General features: G+C 68.9%; 18 protein-coding genes. 11 read left to right on the forward strand and 7 right to left on the reverse strand.

Annotated features, from left to right (window positions below):
• From ACT4N3_RS11530 to ACT4N3_RS11540, 3 genes are all read right to left on the reverse strand, one after another.
• On the reverse strand, nt 1-383 hold a 383-nt coding region (locus tag ACT4N3_RS11530), incomplete at its 3' end, for an orotidine 5'-phosphate decarboxylase / HUMPS family protein (RefSeq protein ID WP_444855369.1).
• Entirely contained in the window at nt 380-682 is a 303-nt protein-coding gene (locus tag ACT4N3_RS11535) for a LapA family protein (protein WP_444855370.1), read from the reverse strand. The genes ACT4N3_RS11530 and ACT4N3_RS11535, both read right to left, overlap by 4 nt.
• A gap of 41 nt (nt 683-723) precedes the next feature.
• On the reverse strand, nt 724-3,027 hold the full coding sequence (locus ACT4N3_RS11540) for a patatin-like protein (protein WP_444855371.1): 2,304 nt from the start codon (nt 3,025-3,027) through the stop codon (nt 724-726).
• Between the two features lie 209 nt (nt 3,028-3,236).
• On the opposite strand from ACT4N3_RS11540, the gene ACT4N3_RS11545 reads away from it, so the two are divergent.
• The 3 genes from ACT4N3_RS11545 to ACT4N3_RS11555 all read left to right on the forward strand — a co-directional run bounded on the left by ACT4N3_RS11545 (nt 3,237) and on the right by ACT4N3_RS11555 (nt 6,062).
• A complete protein-coding gene (locus ACT4N3_RS11545; protein WP_444855372.1) occupies nt 3,237-4,535 on the forward strand; it encodes a serine hydrolase domain-containing protein in 1,299 nt (432 codons plus the stop codon).
• Nucleotides 4,536-4,625: 90 nt separating this feature from the next.
• Nucleotides 4,626-5,291, forward strand: coding sequence for a helix-turn-helix domain-containing protein (locus tag ACT4N3_RS11550; protein ID WP_444855373.1), 666 nt, complete (start codon nt 4,626-4,628; stop codon nt 5,289-5,291).
• Nucleotides 5,292-5,306: 15 nt separating this feature from the next.
• Nucleotides 5,307-6,062 (forward strand): SRPBCC family protein, encoded by a 756-nt coding sequence (locus ACT4N3_RS11555; protein WP_444855374.1) that lies wholly within the window; start codon nt 5,307-5,309, stop codon nt 6,060-6,062.
• A gap of 4 nt (nt 6,063-6,066) precedes the next feature.
• On the opposite strand, the gene ACT4N3_RS11560 is transcribed toward ACT4N3_RS11555, so the two are convergent.
• Both ACT4N3_RS11560 and ACT4N3_RS11565 read right to left on the reverse strand, forming a co-directional pair.
• Nucleotides 6,067-6,855 (reverse strand): endonuclease/exonuclease/phosphatase family protein, encoded by a 789-nt coding sequence (locus tag ACT4N3_RS11560; protein WP_444855375.1) that lies wholly within the window; start codon nt 6,853-6,855, stop codon nt 6,067-6,069.
• Nucleotides 6,856-6,979: 124 nt separating this feature from the next.
• The gene (locus tag ACT4N3_RS11565; protein ID WP_444855376.1) at nt 6,980-7,294 is read right to left on the reverse strand and encodes an HPF/RaiA family ribosome-associated protein; all 315 of its coding nucleotides are present in this window, start codon (nt 7,292-7,294) and stop codon (nt 6,980-6,982) included.
• Between the two features lie 107 nt (nt 7,295-7,401).
• Between ACT4N3_RS11565 and radA the strand changes: the two genes are divergently transcribed.
• The 5 genes from radA (at nt 7,402) to ACT4N3_RS11590 (ending at nt 13,062) form a co-directional block, all read left to right on the forward strand.
• On the forward strand, nt 7,402-8,772 hold the full coding sequence (gene radA, locus ACT4N3_RS11570; RefSeq protein WP_444855377.1) for a DNA repair protein RadA: 1,371 nt from the start codon (nt 7,402-7,404) through the stop codon (nt 8,770-8,772).
• A gap of 172 nt (nt 8,773-8,944) precedes the next feature.
• A complete protein-coding gene (locus tag ACT4N3_RS11575; RefSeq protein WP_444855378.1) occupies nt 8,945-9,487 on the forward strand; it encodes a CvpA family protein in 543 nt (180 codons plus the stop codon).
• Nucleotides 9,484-10,824, forward strand: a complete 1,341-nt coding sequence (gene cysS / locus ACT4N3_RS11580) for a cysteine--tRNA ligase (protein ID WP_444855379.1) — start codon at nt 9,484-9,486, stop codon at nt 10,822-10,824. Before ACT4N3_RS11575 ends, cysS begins: the two co-directional genes overlap by 4 nt.
• A gap of 19 nt (nt 10,825-10,843) precedes the next feature.
• Nucleotides 10,844-11,287, forward strand: a complete 444-nt coding sequence (locus ACT4N3_RS11585) for an iron-sulfur cluster assembly scaffold protein (protein ID WP_444855380.1) — start codon at nt 10,844-10,846, stop codon at nt 11,285-11,287.
• The gene (locus tag ACT4N3_RS11590; RefSeq protein WP_444855381.1) at nt 11,284-13,062 is read left to right on the forward strand and encodes a cation:proton antiporter domain-containing protein; all 1,779 of its coding nucleotides are present in this window, start codon (nt 11,284-11,286) and stop codon (nt 13,060-13,062) included. The genes ACT4N3_RS11585 and ACT4N3_RS11590 overlap by 4 nt, the downstream gene beginning before the upstream one ends.
• On the opposite strand, the gene aroB is transcribed toward ACT4N3_RS11590, so the two are convergent.
• Together aroB and ACT4N3_RS11600 are read right to left on the reverse strand one after the other, a co-directional pair.
• Nucleotides 13,019-14,092 (reverse strand): 3-dehydroquinate synthase, encoded by a 1,074-nt coding sequence (gene aroB / locus ACT4N3_RS11595; RefSeq protein ID WP_444855382.1) that lies wholly within the window; start codon nt 14,090-14,092, stop codon nt 13,019-13,021. The genes ACT4N3_RS11590 and aroB overlap by 44 nt on opposite strands.
• Nucleotides 14,089-14,619 (reverse strand): shikimate kinase, encoded by a 531-nt coding sequence (locus tag ACT4N3_RS11600; protein ID WP_444855383.1) that lies wholly within the window; start codon nt 14,617-14,619, stop codon nt 14,089-14,091. Before ACT4N3_RS11600 ends, aroB begins: the two co-directional genes overlap by 4 nt.
• A gap of 48 nt (nt 14,620-14,667) precedes the next feature.
• On the opposite strand from ACT4N3_RS11600, the gene ACT4N3_RS11605 reads away from it, so the two are divergent.
• The 3 genes from ACT4N3_RS11605 to ACT4N3_RS11615 all read left to right on the forward strand — a co-directional run.
• Complete coding sequence (locus tag ACT4N3_RS11605; protein WP_444855384.1) at nt 14,668-14,844, forward strand: hypothetical protein; 177 nt, start codon at nt 14,668-14,670, stop codon at nt 14,842-14,844.
• Nucleotides 14,828-16,621: a hypothetical protein gene (locus tag ACT4N3_RS11610; protein WP_444855385.1), complete on the forward strand. Its 1,794-nt coding sequence runs from the start codon at nt 14,828-14,830 to the stop codon at nt 16,619-16,621. Before ACT4N3_RS11605 ends, ACT4N3_RS11610 begins: the two co-directional genes overlap by 17 nt.
• On the forward strand, nt 16,618-17,484 hold an 867-nt coding region (locus ACT4N3_RS11615), incomplete at its 3' end, for a tyrosine-type recombinase/integrase (RefSeq protein WP_444855386.1). The genes ACT4N3_RS11610 and ACT4N3_RS11615, both read left to right, overlap by 4 nt.

The following is a 17,484-nucleotide window of genomic DNA, read 5'->3' on the forward strand; positions in this document are numbered from 1 at the left end:
TTGATGCCGGTCGCCGCGAGGTCGGCCTCGTCGAGGCTGGTCAGCATCGTCACCGCGACCACCTTCGTGCCCTTGGGCGCGGCGGCCTTGGCGTCCTCGAGCATCGCCCGGCCGCCGCCCGCATGAACGGTGAGGATCGCCGGCTCCAGCGGGTGCAGCGCCTGAACCGCCTTGCCGACCGTGTTCGGGATGTCGTGCAGCTTGAGATCGAGGAAGATGGGAAGGCCGTGATGGGCCATCTCGCGCACGCCGGCGGGGCCGTTGGCGCTGAAGAACTCAAGGCCGAGCTTGAGCCCGCCGACATGGCGCCGCACCTTTTTCGCGAGGGCATCGGCGCGGGCGAGGTCGGGCGTGTCGAGCGCGACGTAAATCGGGCTGGTCATATGTTCGACCGGGGCGTCGTCTCCGGCGGGGCTGGCGCGTTGCGGATCGGCGGCGGGGTGTTGGCGACCGGCCCGCTTTGCGTCTCCAGCCGGCGGCGCAGCGCCCAGATGCGCGCGCCATAGATCGCCAGCGTCGGCAGGAAGCCGATCAGGAAGGCGCCGATCACCAGCACCGGCAATTTCACGTCCGCCTGCAACCCGCCCCACAGGTTCAGCGTGACGACCGTCCAGTTGGTCACCGCGAACAGGACCAGCAAGACCGCCAGAAGCACCCAGAACAGGGTTTTCAGGAACTGCATCGCGCCCTCTTTCCCGAAAACGCCAGCAAGGTCCAGCCGGGTCAGCCGATCTCGTGCATCAGCTGCTCGAACAGCTCGGGCACCGCCTTCAGCCGGTCGCGCTCCTCGGCGAGGATCGCGCGGAAGGCGTCGCGCTTCAGGTCCCGGATCCAGTCCGCGTCGAGGGTCACGCCGTCGGGCAAGGCCGAGACGGTGATGTCGATCAGCCGGTCGGCACCGTGCAGGCGGCCCCAGAGATAGTCGTTCTCGCGATAGGCGCGGCTGAAGAAGGCACCGAAGCTGTTGAACTGGATGCCCTTCAGCGTCGCGGCGGTGCCGCCCTTGCGGATCGCGACCGCGTCGTCGGGCGAGATGCGGTCGACCTTGATCGGGTCGAACTCGTCGATCCCCTCGCCCTGCAGCAGCGGCAAAGTGGCGACGTCGTAGAAGGGATAGCCGAGATAGGAGAGCAGCAAGGCGCGCCGATCCGTTTTGTCGAGCACGCCCAAAGCCGCGGAGAGGTGCTCGTCCGTCTCATGGTCGAGCGGGCGCAGGTCGAGCAATTTGGCGAGCGCGTCCAGGGCCGGCTGCGGATATTCCTCGACGCTCTCGAAGGCGCGGCGGGTGTTGGCGTCGACGGCGCGCGGCTCGCGCATATGATAACGCACCAGCATCTCGTTGAGCAAAGCGCGGACCCGGTCGCGCTCCTCGTCCGATCCCTCCATCGTCTCGGACATCCGGGTCAGGCGGCGGACGACGAAGCGCAGCCGCCGGGTCCGAAAGCCCATGTCGAAATCGCGCAGGAAGGCGATCGTCTCTTCGGCGAGTCCGTCGGACCGGACCGCTTCGGGCGCGTTCAGGCCGGCCTCGGTCACGGCGCGCCAGACCGCGCGGCGCACCCGGTCCCTGCGCGTTCTTTCGCCGCCGCCGGAGAGGCGGAAGATCATCGCCGCCGCTTCCTCGGCGACATTGGCGAGCTTCAGGTGCGCATAAGCGGCATAGGCATAGCCGGCGGCGCGGGCGGCGAGATCGTTCGCCTTGGAGCGCCAGGCGCCGAGCCGCTTCGGCGTCGGGCCGAGGAAGAAGAAGGCGGCGCCGAGCGCATCCTCGACCGCCCCCTCGACCTCCGCCCGCATTGCCCGGATGATCCGGCGCTGGCGGCGGATGCGGCTGGAGAGATGATCGATCGTCTCCAGATTGTCGCGGATCGGCTGCTCGCGCGGGATATCGGAAAGGGCGCCGATGACGGTGGCGACGAACCCCGGCGGCTCATTCGTAGCGCCGCCGCCAAGATTGACGCTGCGCCGGCCGGGCTTGGGGTCGATATAGACGAAGCGCCGGTCGACCTGCCGTCGCGCCGGGCGCCGGGCGAGCGCCTGGATGCAGGGGCGGAAGGGCGCGTTGGCGAGCACCGAGCCGTCGATCAGCACCGCGTCCTCATAATCGCCCACGGCGGCGCGGCCGGACAAAGCGCGGGCGAGGAAGGCGTCGCGGCCCGGCCATTTCTGGCCGCGATCGGCGAGCACCTTATCGAGCTCGCCGACGGTGAAGGGCGGGAAGGCGCCGGGAAAGCTCGCCGTCGCGCGCGCCGCGAAGACCAATTCGATCGGGTCGGCGAAGGGCAGGTCGTCATCGCCCTTGTCCTGGAAGGACAAAGTGACGCGATGCTCGCGCTCGCTGATCTCCGGCGGCGAATTGAGCTGGAGCCGCTGCGGATGGCCGCGGAAATCTGTGACGGTCACGAACAGGTCGAGCGGCTGATAGACCGGGAGCAAGGGCACGCCCGGCGGCGCTTTCGCCATCGTCTCGAACGCGTCGAGCAAGAGGTTGGTGAAGCGCGGCCCGCCGAAGGGCGGCGACATCCAGCGGGCGCGGACCAAATTGGCGAGCTTGGCGCGGATCTCGTCGCGCTGCTCCTCGTCCACCGTATTCTCGACCGCGCCGGAGCGCTTCGAGAGCATCCAGGCGAAGGGCACCGCGGCCGACTTGGCGAGGCGCGACACCAAACCGGATTCGGAATCGAGCAGTTCGTCGACATCGGCCGATTCGAGCCACAGGTCGGTCAGCGGATCGAGCGGCTGGCCGGTGACGATCGCGTGGCTGAGGAACACCGCGTTGATCCCGCCGGCGCTCGCTCCGGCGAGGATGTCGACCAGCACGCGGAGGTGAACCTGAGACTCGCCGGCGATCTTCTCGAGCAGCCGGTAATAGGCGCCGCCGACCATCGCCGGATCGGGCCGCTGCGAATGGTAGGCGCGGCTGGCGCGGGCGAGCCGCCAGACCTCCTTGGTGACGCCGTGCATGTAGACCGCGAGGCTGATCCCGCCATAGCAGACCAGCGCGATCCGGAGCTCCTTCTCCCGCATGGGGTGGAGCGTGGCATAGGGGCAGAGCGCTGTCGAGGAGGGGGGCATGCTATCTGCGTGTCCCCTCCCGGGGACCGCGCCTGACGCTGGGACACGCAATAGCATGTCCCCGCTTTGCAGCTTTTGGCGCGCTTCCCTTCATGGTCACTCGCCGATAAGGCGCTGGGCGCCGGGAGCTTCCGGCGCCGGGAACCTGCTCTGTCTCCTTCGTGCTGCGCCGTCTTCTCCTTGTCCTGCTGATCGCGCTGGCCGGCGTCGGGCTGGTCTGGGCCGGCTTGCTGTGGGTGAGCGAGCCGGTGCCGACCAACAATCTCCTCACCGGTTCGGGCGTCGAGCTGCGCGTCGGCGAGCGCGCGGCGGGACGGGCCTCGGCGGTCGACTATCGCCGGCTCGACGAACGGCTGACCCGGCTGATGGCCGATCCGGCGATGGTCGGGCTCGCCGTCGCCGTGGTCGAGGATGGGCGGGTCAGCTTCATCAAGGGCTATGGCCGCACCGTGGCCGGCGGCGAGGAGGCGGTAACGACGCGGACCGTGTTCCGCTGGGCTTCGCTCTCCAAGGGCGTCGCCGCCGACATGGTGGCCCTGCTCGCGCACGAGGGGCAGATCGATCTGGGTGCGCCGGTGTCCCGTTACGCGCCGTCGCTGCGGCTGCCGAACGGCAACGAATATCGGGCGACGGTGACCGACATCCTGTCGCACCGGACCGGCCTGTTCGGCCATGCGCAGGACGCGCGGCTGGAGGACGGGCAGGACCCGCGCTGGCTGCGCATGGGGCTGGCCACGCTGCACAATATCTGCGCGCCGGGGACCTGTCATGCCTACCAGAACGTCGCTTATGACGCGGCGAGCGAGATGGTCGAACGGGTGACCGGCCGGCCTTATGGCGACGAGGTGGTGGAGCGGTTGTTCCGTCCGCTCGGGATGCGAACCGCGACCTTCGGCCGCGTCGCTTTGATGGCAAGCCCAAGCTGGGCGCGGGCCCATGTCGGCGGCGACACGCCGCGCCCGTTCGAGACCACCGAGCCTTATTATCGGGTGCCCGCGGCGGGCGGGGTCAACGGCACGATCGAGGACCTCGCGACCTGGATGATCGCGCAGATGGGCGCGGCGCCGGACGTGTTGCCGGCGGACGTGCTGCAGGCGGTGCAGAGGCCGCTGGTGCTGACACCGGGCGAGACGCGCCGCCGCCGCGTTTATGCCGAACGCACGTCGGTGACGGCTTATGGCCTGGGCTGGCGCGTCTTCACCTATGCCGGCCATCGCGTGATCGGCCATCATGGCGGGGTGCGCGGCTACCGCTCGCTGATCCTGTTCGATCCCGAGCGGCGCAGCGGCGTGGTCGCTTTGTGGAACGCCTCCGTCGGGATCCCCAACGGGATCGAATATGAAGTGATGGACATGATCTACGGCCTGCCGTTCCGCGACTGGCTGCGGCTCGACGCGCCGGAAGGCGAGGCGCCGGTCGGTGAAGAGGGTAACGGCAACGAGGTCGCGGAAGGCAATTGAGCGCAAGGGAACGACAGAGCGCCGTTGCGCCTCGACCTTCGTCATGTTTTCTTAATTGACAAAATAATCTGTCAATTGAATAATGCCGCCATGGCGAAGCGAAACGCGACGGAGTTGGGCGAGGATGGTGGTCGGACAGCGGCCGCCGAACCACTGGCGATGGTGGGCGACGCGACGGCGGCGCGGGCGGCCCTGTCGCCCTTACGGCGGGAGCTGCTGGGACGGCTGCGCGAGCCCGGGTCGGCGGCGAGCCTGAGCGAGGCTCTCAAATTGCCGCGGCAGCGGATTGGTTATCATCTCAAGGTGCTGGAGCAAGCGGGGCTGATCGTCCCGGCTGGCGAGCGGCAGCGGCGTGGCTTTGTCGAGCATCTGTTCGAGGCGCGGAGCGACGCGCTGATCGTCGATCCTTTGATCCTCGGCGCGGTCGATCCAGAGGGCGTGGAGAAGCAAGATGCCTTCGCCGCAGAGCATCTGGTCGGGACCGCGGCGCGGATCGTTCGCGACGTGTCGCGGATGCGCGAGGCGGCGCGGGCGGAGGGGAGCAGGCTGCTGACCTTCACCGTCGAGGCGGACATCGCCCTCGCGGCGCCCCGAGACATCGAGCGGTTCACCGCCCGGCTCGCCGATGCACTGGCCGGTCTCGCGGCCGAGTTCGCGCCGAAACGGGGCAAGGGGCGGACCTATCGCGTCACGGTCGGCGGGCACCCGGCGACGGACACGAAAATCGGAAAGAACAGCCTTCCAGCCATGAATTGATGAGGGAGAGACGAGATGACCGACAGCGAAGCCAAGCCGACCGTCGATCGCGTGCTCGTGGAGATGACCATCGCCGCGTCGGCCGGGGCGGTGTGGGATGCGCTTAAGGATCCCGCCAAAATCTACAACTGGCATGGCTGGGACGATCCGAGCCTCAAGGAGGAGATCGACTATATCTACGTCGATGCGATCCGCGACGAAGCGGCGATGGTGATGGGCTTCGAGGGGTTCGGGGACCGCTTCGAGGTCGAGGCCAGAGGTGAGGGGAGCGTGCTGCGGGTCGTGCGGGCGATGCCGGCGGATGCGGAATGGAGCGATGTCTATGAGGACATGACCGAGGGCTGGATCAGCTTCGTCCAGCAGCTGCGCTTCGGGATCGAGCGCCATGATCTCGGCCCACGGCGGGCCCTCTATCTCGGCGGCAGCGCGAAGCCGGACGGGAGCGCGCCGATCGCGGCGCTCGGCCTGACCGGGCTGCGCGACCTGGCGGATGGCGAGGCGGTCAGCGTCGATCTTCCGACCGGCGAGCATGTCGACGGCCAGGTCTGGCACCGCACCAGCTGGCAGGTTGGCTTGACCATGCCGCAATGGGGCGACGGCTTGCTGATCGTCACCGACAAGTCGGTGACCGACAAGGCGCCGGACGGCCGGGGCATGGCGGTCCTGACCGTCTACGGCTTTTCGGATGAGGAGTTCGCTGCGCTGGAGAGACGCTGGCGGACGTGGTGGGACGAGCGTTACCCGACCGACCAGGCGCCGGGTTGCGAATAAAGCTCTAGCGTCCGAGGGCGCGGCGCGCGCCGCGTTCGATCGAAGCGCGGATGCGGTGGCGCAGGCGGGGATGGGGCGGCGGCAGCTCGGTGCGGCCCTCGCCGATCTTGAGGTCGGCCCAGACCGGGAGGTGATCCGAGGCACGGCGCGCGGTCGGGCTGTCATGGGCGCCGCTCGCCAGGATTTCGAGATCCGGGCTGACCATGATCTGGTCGAGCTGGGCGATCGGGCGGCGGGCGTGGAAGCTCCGGCCGCAGGGCGCGAACAGGTGATGGGCGGCGAAATCGCGCAGGCAGCCGCCGCGCGAGCTCCACTCGTTGAGGTCGCCCATCAGCACCGCCGGCCAATCGCCGTCGCGCTCGGCGAGATGGGCGAGGATCGCCTGCGCCTGCCGCCGCCGCCACAGGCCGGAGAGATCGAGATGCATGCCGACGATGCGCAGCCGCGCGCCGCCCAGCGCCACATCGGCGAGCACCGCGCCGCGCGGCTCCAGCGAGGGGAGGTGGAAGAGATGATGCTCCAGCACCTCGACATGCTTGCGGACCAGCATTGCGTTGCCGTGCCAGCCGAGGCTGCCGGCGCGGGCGTCGAGCGCGACCGGCTTGTAGTCGCTATGCTCGGCGATCAGGCGCAAGGGCAGGGCGCTCGCCCGGCTGCCGAAGCGCCGGTCCGCCTCCTGGAGCGCGATCACGTCGGCGTCGAGCTCGTTCAGCACCTCCAGCGTGCGCTCGGGCCGGCGGCGGCGGTCGGCGCCGATCGCCTTGCGCATGTTGTAGGAGGCGACGCGGATCACGTCCGGGGCCCTAACACAGAGTCATCCCGGCGAAAGCCGTGATCCATGAACTCAGACGTTTCGGTAAATTTCCAGCTTCGATGTTCATAGGTTCCGGCTTTCGCCGGAATGACTCCGATTGCACTCAGTGATTCTGCAGCTTGCCGAGTGCGTGGTCGAGGGCGCGGAGCGCCTTGTCGGCGGCGGCGGTCACTGCCGTGTCGATCCGCGTCGCCTCGGCATGGACCGCGACCGGGGCGTGGCCGTTGGCGCGCAGCTCCAGGCTCACCTTCTTGTCGCCATTGCCGCCCTTGGACCCGTTCGCGTCGGCGACATGAACCTCGACATGGGTGAGGCGCTTCTCGAAGCGCTTCAGCTTGTCGCGGACGCGCGCCTCCAACCGGGCATTGGCGCCCGCATCGGTGACGATCTGGTTGTCGGTGCTGACCCGGACGAACATGATCCCTCCGCTTCTGTTCAACCTCCATAATGCCGCTGGGCGACGCACGTTCCATTTGATCGATTTCGGCTGGATGTTCCCTTTCTGTTTCGCTATGCTGGTGCGCGATGGCCAAGCCCAAGACCCGCTATGTCTGCCAACTCTGCGGCTCGGTCAGCCCGCGCTGGGCGGGGCAGTGCGCGGAATGCGGCGAATGGAACTCCATGGTCGAGGACGCGGCCGGGGTGGTGACGCCTTTCTCGGCCAGGCATGACTTGCGCAGTGGCGGGCGGCGGGTCGAGCTGGTCGGGCTGGATGCCGAGGCGGTGCTGCCGCGGCGACTGGCGACCGGGATCGCGGAGTTCGACCGGGCGATCGGCGGCGGGCTCGTCGCCGGGTCCGCGACGCTGATCGGCGGCGATCCGGGGATCGGCAAGTCGACCTTGCTGTTGCAGGCGGCCGCGAAGGTCGCGGCGCAAGGTGCTCCGGTCGCTTATATTTCCGGCGAAGAGGCGGCGGATCAGGTGCGGTTGCGCGCGCGCCGGCTGGGCCTGGGCGCCGCGCCGCTCAGGCTCGCGGCGGCGACCTCGGTGCGGGATATCCTGACAACGCTGGGTGAAAGCGCGCCGCCGGCTTTGGTGGTGATCGATTCGATCCAGACCATGTATTCGGACCTGATCGAGGGCGCGCCGGGGACGGTGAGCCAGGTCCGCGCCGCCGCGCACGAATTGATCCGCTTCGCCAAGGAGAGCGGCGCGGCGATCGTGCTCGTCGGCCATGTCACCAAGGACGGCGCGATCGCGGGCCCCAGGGTGCTCGAACATATGGTCGATACGGTGCTGAGCTTCGAGGGTGAGCGCAGCCACCAATATCGCATTCTGCGCGCGACCAAGAACCGCTACGGCGGCACCGACGAGATCGGCGTGTTCGCGATGGGCGAGGAGGGGCTGGCGGAAGTCGCCAATCCGTCGGCGCTTTTCCTCACTGATCGCGGCGAAGCGGTGCCCGGCGCCGTGGTGTTCCCGGCGCTGGAGGGGACGCGGCCGGTGCTGGTCGAGATTCAGGCGCTGACGGTGCGACTGGCCAGCGGGGCGACGCCGCGGCGGGCGGCGGTGGGCTGGGATTCGGGGCGGCTGGCGATGCTGCTGGCGGTGCTGGAGGCGCGCTGCGGGCTCAATTTCTCCAGCGCCGAGGTCTATCTGAACGTCGCCGGCGGCTATCGGGTGACCGATCCGGCCGCCGATCTGGCGGTGGCGGCGGCTTTGGTCTCGGCGCTGTCCGAGCGGCCGGTGCCGGCGGAGGCGGTGGCGTTCGGCGAGGTCGCTCTGTCGGGCGAGTTGCGGCCGGTGGCGCATGGCGGACTCAGGCTCAAGGAAGCGGCCAAGCTCGGCTTCGAGCGGGCATTGGTGCCGGCGGCGTTGGCGGGCGAGAAGGCGGGGATGCAGCTCAACGGCTTCCGCACGCTGGGACAACTCGTTGACCATCTGCTGGGGCGTTAAGTTCCTCCCCTCGATTTCGAGGGGAGGGGGACCGCGTGAAACGCGGTGGAGGGGCCTCTTCGCGGGAAGGACGCCCCTCCACCATGCTTCGCATGGTCCCCCTCCCCTGCAAATGCAGGGGAGGAATTGATCCGGCTTTTCCCGGCCGCAAACCTCCTCTAACCGCACCCCCATGGCCTTCACCGCGCTCGACATCCTCGTTTTCGTCCTCGTCATCGCCGGGGCGGCGTTCGGGGTGATGCGCGGCTTCGTCGCCGAGGTGCTGTCGCTCTTCGCCTGGTTTCTCGCCATCGCAGCGCTGCGCTATCTATACGAGCCGGTGCAGCGGGCGCTGGTCGGGCCGGTCGGCACCGAATCCGGCGCGGCGATCCTCGCCTTCGTGCTGATCTTCGGCAGCGTGTTCATCGCCGGCAAGATCGCCTCGCGGCGGGTGGGCCGGCGGGTGCGCGATTCGGTCGTCGGGCCGATGGACCGGGTGCTCGGCGGCGGCTTCGGCGCGCTCAAGGGACTGATCGGCGCGACCCTGCTCTATCTCGGCGTCACCTTGGTCTACGACACGATCTGGGGCCGCGCCGCGCCGCGGCCGGCATGGATCGCCGAGGCACGGACCTATCCTTTGCTGGTGTCGAGCGGCGACACGATCATCGGCCTAGTCGAGACGCGGCGCGGCCCGCCCGCGGCGGCGCCCAACGGATCGCGAGCTAACCCGCAATGAGTAAAATACGCCTGTACGACACGCTTAGACGGCGGAAGCGCCCGTTTGTTCCTGGCGAACCGGGCGTAATAACAATGTATGTGTGCGGGCCGACCGTCTACAACCGGGCTCATATCGGGAATGCGCGTCCTGCAGTCGTCTTCGACGTGCTCGCGCGCTTGCTACGTTACACCTATCCAAGGAGAGAGCTTCGCTACGCACGTAACGTCACCGACGTTGACGATAAGATCATTGATGCAGCCCGTCGCGAAGATACAATTCCTTCGGTCATCACCAGGAGATTTGAGCGCTACTATGATCAGGACATGGCCTATCTCGGAGTCGAAAAGCCTCCGCTAACGCCCCGTGCAACAAAGAATATTCGTGCAATGAAAGAGATGATTGCGTCCCTTATCGCGAGCAATCACGCATATGTTGCAGACGGTCATGTTCTCTTCAGTGTGTCGTCAGACTCCAAATATGGCTGTCTCGGCCGTCAAAACCGTGACGAAATGATCGCCGGTGCTCGAGTTGAAGTTGCTTCTTACAAGAGAGACCCGGCGGACTTCGTGCTCTGGAAACCTTCTGCGCCGGACACGATCGGCTGGCCCTCACGGTGGGGCCGTGGTCGTCCCGGTTGGCATATTGAATGCTCGGCGATGATCGCTGCCCATTTAGGCAAGACCATCGACATTCACGGCGGGGGCAGGGACCTGATTGTCCCTCACCATGAGAATGAGATTGCCCAAAGCCGATGCGCCAACCACGCCCCGCTTGCTCGTTATTGGATTCACAATGGTTTCCTGTCGATGGGCACTGAGAAGATGTCGAAATCGCTGGGCAACGTCATAACGGTTCACGACTTGCTCATCGAAGGGCATCGCGGAAGTCATCTCCGCCATGCATTGCTGACGGCCCACTACCGGCAGCCTTTGATTTGGACCGAGAGTCTCATCGCGCAGTCTCAGCGAACGGTGGACCGGTGGCGAGGTAAGTGGGAGCGGCGGGCAGTTTCAAAGGCTCCCGAAGAAAGCGCCCGACCTCATCCCTCGGTTGTTGAGGCTTTGGCCGACGATCTGAACACGCCCGTTGCTTTGTCGGCCTTGGGACGGCTCGCGGCCGTGGAGAATTGGCCGAGCTTCGTTGCTTCCGCAAAGCTTTTGGGCATCAATTTCAAGGAACGGCCGGCGAATTTCGCAGTCAAGGAAAGAAGGCGTATCGACCGTTTGGTCGAGCGGCGAACCGACGCGAAGAAACAGCGCGACTGGACGGAAGCCGACCGCATCCGCGATGACCTGGCGGCCGAAGGCATCGTCCTGGAGGACGGCCCGGCCGGCACGAGTTGGCGGCGGGCCTGAGCGGCACTAAGTGGGGTTGGTGAGCGCCCCTCTCTACACCCGCGACATCCTCCGGCTTGCCGCTTCGATTCCGCATCTGAGGCGGCTCGACGGCGCGCAGGCCAGCGTCGAGAAGCGCGCGCCGGTCTGCGGGAGCCGGGTATTCGTCGAGATCGCGCTGGATGAAGCGGGCCGGGCGGCGGCGCTCGGGCAGGAGGTGAAGGCCTGCGCGCTGGGTCAGGCGTCGGCGGCGCTGATGGGCCGCCACGCGATCGGGCGCAGCGCGGACGAGTTTGCGGCGGGGCGCGATGCGCTCGCCGCGTTCCTCGCCGGCCGCAGCGACGATCCCGGCGACTGGCCCGGCATCGAGGCGCTGGCCGTGGCGCGAAACTATCCCGCCCGGCACGGGGCGATCCTGCTGCCGTTCGAGGCGGTGGCCGAAGCTGCCGCGCAGGCGGCCAGCCTCGCGGCGGCCGCGCCATGAACGAGGCGGCGCACGAGGCGGGTTCGCTGCTCGCGGTGGCCGCGCCGCTGCTCGGCTTCGCGCTCGTCTTCGTGCTGCTCTTCCGCCGGCTCGGGCTCGGCGCCACCCTGGGCTTTTTGGTCGCCGGCGCGCTGGTCGGGCCGCACGTGCTCCAGCTCGTCGACGATCCGGAGCGCGTCCTGGGCTTCGCCGAGTTCGGCATCGTCCTGCTGCTCTTCCTTGTCGGGCTGGAGCTCAACCCGGCGCGGCTGTGGCGGATGCGGCACGACATTTTCGTCTTCGGCCTGTCGCAGGTCGTGCTTTGCGGCCTGGCCGTCTCGGGGATGGTCTGGCTCGCGACCGGCTCGACCGGGGCGGCGGCGCTGGCGCTCGGCCTGCCGCTGGCTTTGTCCTCGACCGCCCAGGTGCTGCCGCTCCTCCAGTCCGCCGGACGCCTGCGCACGCCGTTCGGCGAACGGGCCTTCTCGATCCTGCTGTTCCAGGACCTGTCGATCGTGCCGCTGATCACGATCATCACGGCAATGAGCCGCAACCCGGCCGATGTGGCCCGGCCGCCGGGCTGGCTGCTCGCGCTCTACACGGTCGGCGCGATCGTCGGGCTGGTGCTGGCGGGACGGTTCATTCTGCGCCCCTTGTTCCGGCTGATCGGCAATTGGGGCGAGCGCGAAATGTTCGTCTTCGCCGCTCTGTTCACGATCATCGCCAGCGCCGCTTTGATGGAAGCGCTCGGCCTGTCGACCGCTTTGGGCGCGTTCATCGCCGGCGTGATGCTCGCCGACACGCCCTACCGGCACGAGCTGGAGGCCGACGTCGAGCCGTTCCGGTCGATCCTGCTCGGCCTGTTCTTCCTCGCGGTCGGGATGATGCTCGACTTGGGGGTGATCGCGCAGCGCCCGTTCTTCGTTGTCGGCATGGCGCTGGCGCTGATCGCGGTGAAGGCGGCGATCATCATGGCGCTGGCGCGTGCCTTCCACATGGCGTGGCGACCGGCGCTCGGGCTCGGCCTGCTCCTGAGCCAGGGGGGAGAGTTCGGCTTCGTCCTCTTCGCGCAGGCGCAGCGCGCGTTCCTGATCGCCCCCGAGGCCGCCAGCCTGTTCGGCGCGGTGGTGACCCTGTCGATGGCGACCACGCCCTTCCTGATGATGGCAACCCGCGGCCTCCGCGCCGAGCCGATCGAAGAGGACGAAGAGCGCGACGGGCCGGTGGCGGATGGCGCCAACGCGATCATCATTGGCTATGGCCGTTTCGGCCAGACGGTGGCGCAGATGCTGCTCGCCCAGGGCATTCAGGTGACCCTGGTCGACACCGATATCGAGATGATCGACGTCGCGGGGAGCTTCGGCGCCAAGGTCTATTATGGCGACGGGACACGGCTCGATCTGCTGCGCCAGGCGGGCGCCGCGGAGGCGGAGCTGATCCTGTTCTGCCAGGACGGCGACCAGATCGAAGCCGAGCTGATCGAGGCGGCCCATGCCGCCTTCCCGAAGGCGAGCATTTTCGTGCGCGCCTATGACCGCCGGGCGCTGCTGCGGCTCAAGGCCGCGCCGGTCGCCGGCGCGGTGCGCGAGCTGCTCGAATCGGCGGTGAAGATGGCGCGGCTCGCGATGGAGGCGACCGGCGTCGACGAGCAGGAGATCGACCGCACCGAGGCGCTCTACCGCGCCCGCGACCGCGAGCGGCTGAAGGCGCAAATCGAATCCGGCGATCTGCGCGCCCAGATCGATACGATCATCACCGAGCCGGAGCAGCTGACCGAAGCGGCGGCCAAGCCCTAGCCGTTTCATCCGCGAGGAAGCCGGCGAGCTTCTCTGTTGCGACGTCGTCGCACAGGAAGGCTCGGCCGATGCCGCCGGTGAGGACGAGGCGGATCCGGCCGCCAGTCGCCTTCTTGTCTTGCGCCATCCGGGCCAGCAGCGCCTCCGGGTCGAGCCCCGTCGGCTGGGCCGGCAGCGCGACTTCGGCGAAATGGGCCGCGACTCGCGAGACGTCTTCGGCCGGGCAGAGACCGAGCGCGTGCGAAAGCCGGAGCGCCATCGCCATGCCGATCGCCACCGCGAGGCCATGCGCCATGCCGCTCTCCGCCTCGATCGCATGGCCGAAGCTGTGGCCGAAATTGAGCAAAGCGCGACGGCCCGTCGCGTCGCGCTCGTCGCCCGTCACATAAGACAGCTTGGCGCGGACGCAGGTTTCGATCGCGCGCAGGCGCGCGGCTTCGTCGCCGGCGAGCAATGTGCGACCATGCCCCTCGCACCAGGCGAAGAAGGCGGCGTCGCCGATCAGGCCATATTTGACGATCTCGGCATAACCGGCACGCAGCTCGACTTCGGGAAGCGTGACGAGTGTTTTGAGATCGATCAATACCGCCTCGGCCGGATGGAACGCGCCGAGCAAATTCTTGCCATGGCGCGTGTTGACGCCTGTCTTGCCGCCGATCGCGGAGTCGGCCATTGCCAGCAGCGAGGTCGGGATCTGGACGAGCCGGCAGCCGCGCTTGATCAGCGCTGCGGCAAAGCCCGCCACATCGCCGACCATGCCCCCGCCCAGCGCGACGATCAGGTCGCTACGCTCGATGTGGCGATCGAGGAGGGCATCGGTCAGCCGCTCGAGCTCGGCCAGCGTCTTGTGGCCTTCGCCCGGCGTCAGGACATGCTGGGCCGCGAAATCCTCGCCAAGCCGATCGGGCCAGCCGGCGTGCGCGACATTCGCGTCGGTGACGAGGAACTTGCGTACGCCCGGCAGGGGCGCGCGGCCGAGCAGGCCGGTGCCGATGGTGATTGCGTAGCCGCCGGCGTCGATCCGGATCATCGGACGGGCTCGGCAAGTGCGGCGAGGATGGCTGCAACAACGCGTTCGGGGGCCTGCCCGGCATCGATGCGGATCGCGGCGAGGGCGTAGAGCGGGTCACGCGCGACCTTAAGCGCGGCGAGCCTGCCGCGGACGTCGCCGGCGAGGAGCGGCCGGTCGCGGCCGTCATCCAGCCGTGCCGCCAATGTGTCGAGGTCGGCATCGAGCCAGATCGTCGCGGCGGTCCCGAGCACCGACGCGCGCGTTTCCGCGTCGAGCCAGGCGCCGCCGCCCGCCGCGATCACCGCCGCTGGGCCGGCCAGCAGTTCGCCGAGCATGCGCCGTTCCTCGTCGCGAAACCGCGTCTCGCCGTGCTCACGGAAGATGTCGGCGATGCTCCGACCCAGTGCGGCTTCGATCAGCGCGTCACTGTCATGCGCGGCCAGGCCAAGGCGCGCCGCCAGCAAAGGCGCGATCGTCGACTTGCCCGCGCCCGGCAGGCCGACCAGCAGGATGGGTCGGGACGGTCTCGGCGCCGGGCGGTCCATGCGGCTTGGGGCTATACAGGCCGGGCCGGGCTGGGGCAAAGGACCGCCATGGCCCCGCCTCGTTACGATTTCGGCTCCTCTCGCCGCCGCCGCTCGCCGCTGCCGATCATTTTGCTGGTGGTGCTCGCGGGGCTGGTGGGGCTGTTCATCTATATGGGCCTGCGCGAAACCTCGGTGCCGCAGCAGCGGATCGAGCAGGACGTGACCAATGAAGTCCTCAAATAGGGCCTGGCTCCTGCTCGGCGCGGCGGCGCTGGCGGCCGCGATCCCGGCGCTGGCACAGAATCGCGACGCGCCCGAATCTCTGCTGCCGGAAGGGTTCGGCGATCCGGGCAATCTGCCGCCGCCCGAGACGAAGCAAACGCCGCAGCAGGGCAATGCGCAGCGGCCCGCCGCCGGGCAGCCGGCGGGGCGCGCCGACGAGCTGGTCAACGAGCTTACCGGTCCGACCGAGGAGGAGGTCGATCCGCTCGGCGGGCCGCGGCCGACCAATTATTTCTCGATTCCGGTCGGCACGTCGCGGCCGACCGACATGGTGGGGCTGATCGAACCGGGCAATTTCGGCATGGCGCCGAACGCGTTCGGCAATGACGGCGGCGCTTTCCGGGCCGGCCTGATGCGCGGGCTCGATGCGCCCTTGCCGTCGCGCTGGGCCTCGATCCTGCTCCGCCGCGCCCTGATGTCGCGGCTCGCCGCTCCCGCCGGCATCAATCCGGTCGACTGGGTCGCCGAGCGCGCCGACCTGCTGCTGCGCATGGGCGAGGCGGACGCGGCGCGGATGCTCGTCCAGTCGGTCGACGACGATGAATATACCTCGCGCATGATCGAGGTCGCCGCGCAGGCGGCGCTCGCCACCGCCGACCCCTCGGGCCTCTGCCCGGTCGCCGGCCCGGCGCGTGCCCGGTCGGGCAACGCATCCTGGCTGCTCGCCGAGGCGATGTGCGCCGGGCTGGAGAGCGAAGCCGCGCGCGCCGGCGCCTTGATCGACCAGGCGCGCAACCAGGGTGCGACCGGGATCGATCTCGCTTTGGCGGAAAAGGTGATCGGCGCCAGCGGCGAGACGCGGCGCTCGACGACCGTCGAATGGGAGCAGGTGCCGAATCTCGACGCCTGGCGCTTCGGCCTTGCCAGTGCGACCGGGACCGAGATCCCCGCGCCGCTGATGGCCCGCGCCGGCCCGGCCATCCGCGCCTGGTTCGCGCGCGCGCCGATGATGCCTCCCGAGGCCCGGGCCGATGCGGCGGAAACGGCCGCTGCGCTCGGCGTATTTTCGTCCCGCGCGCTGGTCGAGCTGCACAGCCTGATCTTCGACCGGACCGACGTGGCGGAGCGGGGCGACACGGTCGGGGCGCGCCTGCGCGAGGCCTGGATCGCCGAATTGCCCGGCGACCGGGTCGCGGCGATGCGGCGGCTCTGGGAGGAGACGCCGGTCGCGCCGGCCCGCTATGGCCGGCTGGTGCTCACCGCGGGCGCTGCGGCCGAGATCGACCCGGCCCCGGATTACACCGCCGAGCTCCCCAATCTGATCGCGTCGATGCTGTCGGCGGGGCTCGACCAGCGCGCGGCACTCTGGGCGGATACGGTGGAGCAGGCCGGCGACCAGCGCGCCTGGGCGATGCTCGCCGCCGGCACGCCACGGCCGGCGGCGATCGATAGCGACCGGGTGCAGGACTATGTTTCCACAGAGGGCGGGCGGCGCGGCGAGCTGCTCGTCGCGGCGCTCGGCGGGCTCGGGCGGATCGCCGAGGCGGATGCGACAAGTCTGGCCCGCGACGCCGGCATCGACCTGGCCGCGCGCGACGCCTGGAGCCAGGCGCTCGACGCGGCGGCGGCGGCGCGTCAGCCGGGCATGGTCGCGCTGCTCGTCGCGGTCGGCATGCAGACCAGCCACTGGGGCGGGGTGCCGCCGCGCAACCTCTACCGGTCGCTCCGGGCGCTGCGCGCGGTCGGGCTCGAATATGAAGCGCGGATGATCGCCGCGGAGGCGATCGCACGGACGTGACCGGCATCGAGCCGGGCGAGGATCGCCGGCTGATCGCAGCCTTTCTGGAAATGATGGCGGCGGAGGCCGGCGCGGCGCGCAACACCCTGCTTGCTTATGAGCGCGATCTGCGCGGCGCATCCGAAGCGCTCGGCGCGGCTCTGGGGAGCGCGAGCGGCGAGACGTTGAAGACGCTCGGCGAGCGATGGCGACCGCTGAAGCGCGCAACGGTGGCGCGCAAGGCGGCGGCGCTCAGGCGATTCTACGGCTTCCTCGCCGACGAGGGGTTGCGGAGCGACGATCCATCCGCCGCTTTGCCGCGACCGGGGAGCGAACGGCCGCTGCCCAAGATCCTCGACCACAAGGCGATCGACGCATTGTTTGCCGAAATCGGCCGGCGCGTCGCGGGCGGCAAGCCCGACGCGCTGCGGCTCGCAGCCCTTTTCGAGCTGCTCTACGGCTCCGGGTTGCGGGCGACGGAGCTGGTGTCGCTGCCGCGCCACGCGATCGCGCCGGATCGGCCGTTCTTGATCCTCAAGGGCAAGGGTGGGCGCGAGCGGCTGGCGCCGATCTCCGACCGCGCCCGCGCTGCCGTCGGCACGTGGGCCGCGCAGGTTCCCCGCGACTCTCTGTGGCTGTTCCCCTCGGGCAAAGCGCATTTGAGCCGCGTCCGCCTCTATCAGCTCGTCCGCGCGCTGGCGGCCGACGCCGGCATTCCGTCGCAACGGATCAGCCCGCACGTGCTGAGGCATGCTTTCGCCACCCATTTGCTCGAAGGCGGCGCGGACCTGCGCGTGGTCCAGACCCTGCTCGGCCACGCCGACATCGCGACCACTCAAATCTACACTCACGTCGATTCGCGCCGCCTGATCGAGCTTGTGAAC

The sequence above is a fragment of the Sphingosinicella sp. genome (genome assembly GCF_052388015.1).
Classification (GTDB): domain Bacteria; phylum Pseudomonadota; class Alphaproteobacteria; order Sphingomonadales; family Sphingomonadaceae; genus Allosphingosinicella.

Bases quoted from the DNA above. Each gene is read 5' to 3' on its own strand.
- ACT4N3_RS11600 (WP_444855383.1), bottom strand. From the start codon at position 14,619: ATGGACCGCCCGGCGCCGAGACCGTCCCGACCCATCCTGCTGGTCGGC.
- ACT4N3_RS11555 (WP_444855374.1), top strand. From the start codon at position 5,307: ATGACCGACAGCGAAGCCAAGCCGACCGTCGATCGCGTGCTCGTGGAG.
- ACT4N3_RS11535 (WP_444855370.1), bottom strand. From the start codon at position 682: ATGCAGTTCCTGAAAACCCTGTTCTGGGTGCTTCTGGCGGTCTTGCTG.
- ACT4N3_RS11565 (WP_444855376.1), bottom strand. From the start codon at position 7,294: ATGTTCGTCCGGGTCAGCACCGACAACCAGATCGTCACCGATGCGGGC.
- ACT4N3_RS11540 (WP_444855371.1), bottom strand. From the start codon at position 3,027: ATGCGGGAGAAGGAGCTCCGGATCGCGCTGGTCTGCTATGGCGGGATC.
- cysS (WP_444855379.1), top strand. From the start codon at position 9,484: ATGAGTAAAATACGCCTGTACGACACGCTTAGACGGCGGAAGCGCCCG.
- ACT4N3_RS11610 (WP_444855385.1), top strand. From the start codon at position 14,828: ATGAAGTCCTCAAATAGGGCCTGGCTCCTGCTCGGCGCGGCGGCGCTG.
- ACT4N3_RS11605 (WP_444855384.1), top strand. From the start codon at position 14,668: ATGGCCCCGCCTCGTTACGATTTCGGCTCCTCTCGCCGCCGCCGCTCG.
- ACT4N3_RS11590 (WP_444855381.1), top strand. From the start codon at position 11,284: ATGAACGAGGCGGCGCACGAGGCGGGTTCGCTGCTCGCGGTGGCCGCG.
- ACT4N3_RS11550 (WP_444855373.1), top strand. From the start codon at position 4,626: ATGGCGAAGCGAAACGCGACGGAGTTGGGCGAGGATGGTGGTCGGACA.
- ACT4N3_RS11575 (WP_444855378.1), top strand. From the start codon at position 8,945: ATGGCCTTCACCGCGCTCGACATCCTCGTTTTCGTCCTCGTCATCGCC.
- radA (WP_444855377.1), top strand. From the start codon at position 7,402: ATGGCCAAGCCCAAGACCCGCTATGTCTGCCAACTCTGCGGCTCGGTC.
- aroB (WP_444855382.1), bottom strand. From the start codon at position 14,092: ATGATCCGGATCGACGCCGGCGGCTACGCAATCACCATCGGCACCGGC.